General features: G+C 53.7%; 2 tRNA genes and 3 rRNA genes. All 5 read right to left on the bottom strand.

Annotation, left to right across the window (positions count from 1 at the left end):
- Positions 1-22: 22 nt before the first annotated feature.
- Positions 23-138: ribosomal RNA gene (gene rrf, locus NAT49_RS14965) — 5S ribosomal RNA — on the bottom strand.
- A gap of 114 nt (positions 139-252) precedes the next feature.
- Positions 253-3,143, bottom strand: a 23S ribosomal RNA gene (locus NAT49_RS14960).
- A 265-nt stretch (positions 3,144-3,408) separates the two neighbouring features.
- Positions 3,409-3,484, bottom strand: a tRNA-Ala gene (locus tag NAT49_RS14955).
- 116 nt (positions 3,485-3,600) lie between these two features.
- Positions 3,601-3,677 (bottom strand) — tRNA-Ile (locus tag NAT49_RS14950).
- Positions 3,678-3,746: 69 nt separating this feature from the next.
- A 16S ribosomal RNA gene (locus tag NAT49_RS14945) occupies positions 3,747-5,286 on the bottom strand.
- Together the 16S, 23S and 5S rRNA genes with 2 tRNA genes alongside form the textbook arrangement of a ribosomal RNA operon.
- Positions 5,287-5,437 lie beyond the last annotated feature (151 nt).

Raw genomic sequence — 5,437 nt, 5'->3', positions numbered from 1 at the left:
TGATCGGGGCCTTGGTATAGATGCCTGACGATGACCTACTCTCGCATGGAGAAGCTCCACACTACCATCGGCGCGGGGTGGTTTCACTTCCGAGTTCGGCATGGGATCGGGTGGTTCCCACCTGCTATGGTCGTCAGGCGTAACTGGCGCGGGCGATGACGTATCACCGCCTGCAAATTCGGGATCATGCTGCGTCTTGAGAACGTCTCATCGTATCCGATGACGATTAATCACAGACCACTTGGGTGTTATATGGTCAAGCCTCACGGACAATTAGTACGCGTTAGCTCAATACCTTGACGGCACTTACACACCGCGCCTATCACCTCGTAGTCTTCGAGGGTCCTTCAGGGGGCTCGAGGCCCCAGGGAAGTCTCATCTTGAAGGGGGCTTCCCGCTTAGATGCTTTCAGCGGTTATCCCGTCCGAACATAGCTACCCGGCAATGCGTCTGGCGACACAACCGGAACACCAGAGGTTCGTTCACTCCGGTCCTCTCGTACTAGGAGCAACTCTTCTCAAACTTCCGACGCCCACGGCAGATAGGGACCGAACTGTCTCACGACGTTCTAAACCCAGCTCGCGTACCACTTTAAATGGCGAACAGCCATACCCTTGGGACCGACTTCAGCCCCAGGATGTGATGAGCCGACATCGAGGTGCCAAACACCGCCGTCGATGTGAACTCTTGGGCGGTATCAGCCTGTTATCCCCGGAGTACCTTTTATCCGTTGAGCGATGGCCCTTCCATACAGAACCACCGGATCACTAGAACCTACTTTCGTACCTGCTCGACGTGTCTGTCTCGCAGTTAAGCACCCTTATGCTCTTGCACTCATTGCACGATTTCCAACCGTGCTGAGGGTACCTTCGTGCTCCTCCGTTACTCTTTGGGAGGAGACCGCCCCAGTCAAACTACCCACCACACACTGTCCCTGCACCGGATAACGGTGCGAGGTTAGAACGCCAATGATACCAGGCTGGTATTTCAAGGTTGGCTCCCCCTGGACTGGCGTCCAGGGTTCAAAGCCTCCCAGCTATCCTACACAAGTAACATCAGCATCCAGTGTGAAGCTGTAGTAAAGGTTCACGGGGTCTTTCCGTCTAGCCGCGGGTACACTGCATCTTCACAGCGATTTCAATTTCACTGAGTCTCGGGTGGAGACAGTGTGGCCATCATTACGCCATTCGTGCAGGTCGGAACTTACCCGACAAGGAATTTCGCTACCTTAGGACCGTTATAGTTACGGCCGCCGTTTACCGGGGCTTCGATCAGGAGCTTCGCTTGCGCTAACACCATCAATTAACCTTCCGGCACCGGGCAGGCGTCACACCCTATACGTCCGCTTACGCGTTAGCAGAGTGCTGTGTTTTTAATAAACAGTTGCAGCCACCTGGTATCTTCGGCCGGTTTCAGCTTAGGGAGCAAGTCCCATCACCAAAACCGGCGCACCTTCTCCCGAAGTTACGGTGCCATTTTGCCTAGTTCCTTCACCCGAGTTCTCTCAAGCGCCTTGGTATTCTCTACCTGACCACCTGTGTCGGTTTGGGGTACGGACACACAATATCTGAAGCTTAGAGGCTTTTCCTGGAAGCGTGGCATCGATAACTTCCATCTTCCGAAGAAGATGTTCGTCTCGCATCTCGGCTTTAAGTGTCCGGATTTGCCTGAACACTCGGCCTACATGCTTTCACCAGGACAACCAACGCCTGGCTTACCTAGCCTTCTCCGTCCCCCCATCGCAATATTGTCTGGTACGGGAATATTGACCCGTTTCCCATCGACTACGCATTTCTGCCTCGCCTTAGGGGCCGACTCACCCTGCTCCGATTGACGTCGAACAGGAACCCTTGGTCTTCCGGCGGGGGAGGTTTTCACTCCCCTTATCGTTACTCATGTCAGCATTCGCACTTGTGATATCTCCAGCATGCTTCACAACACACCTTCACAGACGTACACAACGCTCCTCTACCGCTCATCCAGAGGATGAACCCGTAGCTTCGGCACCTGGTTTAGCCCCGTTACATCTTCCGCGCAGGCCGACTCGACTAGTGAGCTATTACGCTTTCTTTAAAGGATGGCTGCTTCTAAGCCAACCTCCTAGCTGTCTAAGCCTTCCCACATCGTTTCCCACTTAACCAGAATTTGGGGGCCTTAGCTGACGGTCTGGGTTGTTTCCCTTTTCACAACGGACGTTAGCACCCGCTGTGTGTCTCCCACGCTGCACTCACCGGTATTCGGAGTTTGCCTCGGTTTGGTAACCCGGGATGGGCCCCTAGCCGAAACAGTGCTCTACCCCCGGCGGTGATACGTGAGGCTCTACCTAAATAGATTTCGAGGAGAACCAGCTATCTCCGAGCTTGATTAGCCTTTCACTCCGATCCACAGGTCATCTCAGCATTTTTCAACATACTTGAGTTCGGGCCTCCAGTTGATGTTACTCAACCTTCACCCTGCCCATGGATAGATCGCTCGGTTTCGGGTCTATTCCCAGCAACTATTCGCCCATTTAAGACTCGGTTTCCCTACGCCTCCCCTATACGGTTAAGCTCGCTACTGAAAATAAGTCGCTGACCCATTATACAAAAGGTACGCAGTCACCTAACAAAGTAGGCTCCCACTGCTTGTACGCACACGGTTTCAGGATCTATTTCACTCCCCTCTCCGGGGTTCTTTTCGCCTTTCCCTCACGGTACTGGTTCACTATCGGTCAGTCAGTAGTATTTAGCCTTGGAGGATGGTCCCCCCATGTTCAGTCAGGGTTTCACGTGCCCCGACCTACTCGATTTCACGATGGTTGGATTTCAGTTACGGGACTATCACCCTCTATGGTCAGGTTTCCCACCCTGTTCACTTATCGGCCCCATCGCTTAAGGGCTGGTCCCCGTTCGCTCGCCGCTACTTGGGGAATCTCGGTTGATTTCTTTTCCTCGGGGTACTTAGATGTTTCAGTTCCCCCGGTTCGCCTCCATGAGCTATGTATTCACTCAAGGATACTTACCTTATGGTAAGTGGGTTTCCCCATTCAGAGATCGCCGGGTCGCAGGTTATTTGCCACCTCACCGACGCTTATCGCAGGCTATCACGTCTTTCATCGCCTCTGACTGCCTAGGCATCCACCGTGTGCGCTTAATCGCTTGACCATATAACCCCAAGGGGTCTGATCAGTGATTAATCTAACGATTTCACCGGATACGCTTGAGACGTATCTCAATAAAAACTCACATCAGTCACATCTAACCGATTGCTCGGTGACGTTCCTGATGTTGGTTTAACATCAGCATGATCCACATTGTTAAAGAGCGTACTGTTCAGGGAACAGTGAGAAAACGGCGGTTCGGATAATCATCGAACTGTCATTTTTTCACTATACCCTTCAAAAGGTACTTCCGACTGTTCAGGCGGCGATGGTGGAGCCAAGCGGGATCGAACCGCTGACCTCCTGCGTGCAAGGCAGGCGCTCTCCCAGCTGAGCTATGGCCCCGTGATAATGCCGCTGGGTGTTTATAACCCTTAGCAAATTTATATCTCGCGAGGAGAAAGCAATCGACGCATAGTAGGCTATGCGAGATGGCGCTCGACAATGCGAGAGATAAATTTTGGTGGGTCTGGGCAGACTTGAACTGCCGACCTCACCCTTATCAGGGGTGCGCTCTAACCAACTGAGCTACAGACCCAAACAGTCTTCGCTCTATCCGATCAGGTAATTTGTTGTGGGCGCGTTGGCCGGGGTGTGTCGTATCGTTTAAGGAGGTGATCCAGCCGCAGGTTCCCCTACGGCTACCTTGTTACGACTTCACCCCAGTCGTGAACCACACCGTGGTGATCGCTCTCCCGAAGGTTAAGCTAACCACTTCTGGTGCAGTCCACTCCCATGGTGTGACGGGCGGTGTGTACAAGGCCCGGGAACGTATTCACCGCGCCATTCTGATGCGCGATTACTAGCGATTCCGACTTCATGGAGTCGAGTTGCAGACTCCAATCCGGACTGAGGCAGGCTTTATGGGATTGGCTTCACGTCGCCGCTTCGCAACCCTTTGTACCTGCCATTGTAGCACGTGTGTAGCCCTACCCGTAAGGGCCATGATGACTTGACGTCGTCCCCACCTTCCTCCGGTTTGTCACCGGCAGTCTCCCTAGAGTTCCCGGCCGGACCGCTGGCAAATAGGGATAGGGGTTGCGCTCGTTACGGGACTTAACCCAACATTTCACAACACGAGCTGACGACAGCCATGCAGCACCTGTCTCAGAGCTCCCGAAGGCACGAAGCTATCTCTAGCGACTTCTCTGGATGTCAAGGGTAGGTAAGGTTCTTCGCGTTGCATCGAATTAAACCACATGCTCCACCGCTTGTGCGGGCCCCCGTCAATTCATTTGAGTTTTAGCCTTGCGGCCGTACTCCCCAGGCGGTCGACTTATTGCGTTAACTGCGCCACCAAGTCCTCAAGGGACCCAACGGCTAGTCGACATCGTTTACGGCATGGACTACCAGGGTATCTAATCCTGTTTGCTACCCATGCTTTCGCGCCTCAGCGTCAGTGTCAGTCCAGAAGGCCGCCTTCGCCACTGGTATTCCTCCCGATCTCTACGCATTTCACCGCTACACCGGGAATTCTACCTTCCTCTCCTGCACTCAAGTCTGCCCGTTCCGGATGCAATTCCCAGGTTGAGCCCGGGGCTTTCACACCCGGCGTGACAGACCGCCTACGCGCCCTTTACGCCCAGTAATTCCGATTAACGCTTGCACCCTCCGTATTACCGCGGCTGCTGGCACGGAGTTAGCCGGTGCTTCTTCTGCGGGTGATGTCGTCCATACCGGGTATTGACCGGTATGCTTTCTTCCCCGCTGAAAGTGCTTTACAACCCGAAAGCCTTCTTCACACACGCGGCATGGCTGGATCAGGCTTTCGCCCATTGTCCAATATTCCCCACTGCTGCCTCCCGTAGGAGTCTGGGCCGTGTCTCAGTCCCAGTGTGGCTGATCATCCTCTCAGACCAGCTACGGATCGTCGCCTTGGTAAGCCGTTACCTTACCAACTAGCTAATCCGACATAGGCTCATCCGATAGCGCAAGGTCCGAAGATCCCCTGCTTTCTCCCGTAGGACGTATGCGGTATTAGCTTGGGTTTCCCCAAGTTATCCCCCACTACCGGGCAGATTCCTATGCATTACTCACCCGTCCGCCGCTCGTCGGCATCCAGCAAGCTGGACCCGTTACCGCTCGACTTGCATGTGTTAAGCCTGCCGCCAGCGTTCAATCTGAGCCATGATCAAACTCTTCAGTTTAAAATCAACAGTCACTTAAGGTGACAATTCTGGCTCGAGTTACAAACTTCTCTGACGAGTCGCTTGTCTCGATATTTGGTGATGCGATCATCACCCCGAGCCAAGCGCCCACACAAATTACCTGATCGACTTGTTAAAGAGCGTCTCGCTG

It is taken from the genome of Larsenimonas suaedae (assembly GCF_023712105.1).
Taxonomy (GTDB): Bacteria; Pseudomonadota; Gammaproteobacteria; order Pseudomonadales; family Halomonadaceae; genus Larsenimonas; species Larsenimonas suaedae.
Note: the sequence above shows the minus strand (reverse complement) of the source record. Positions and strands in the feature narration are given on the sequence as shown.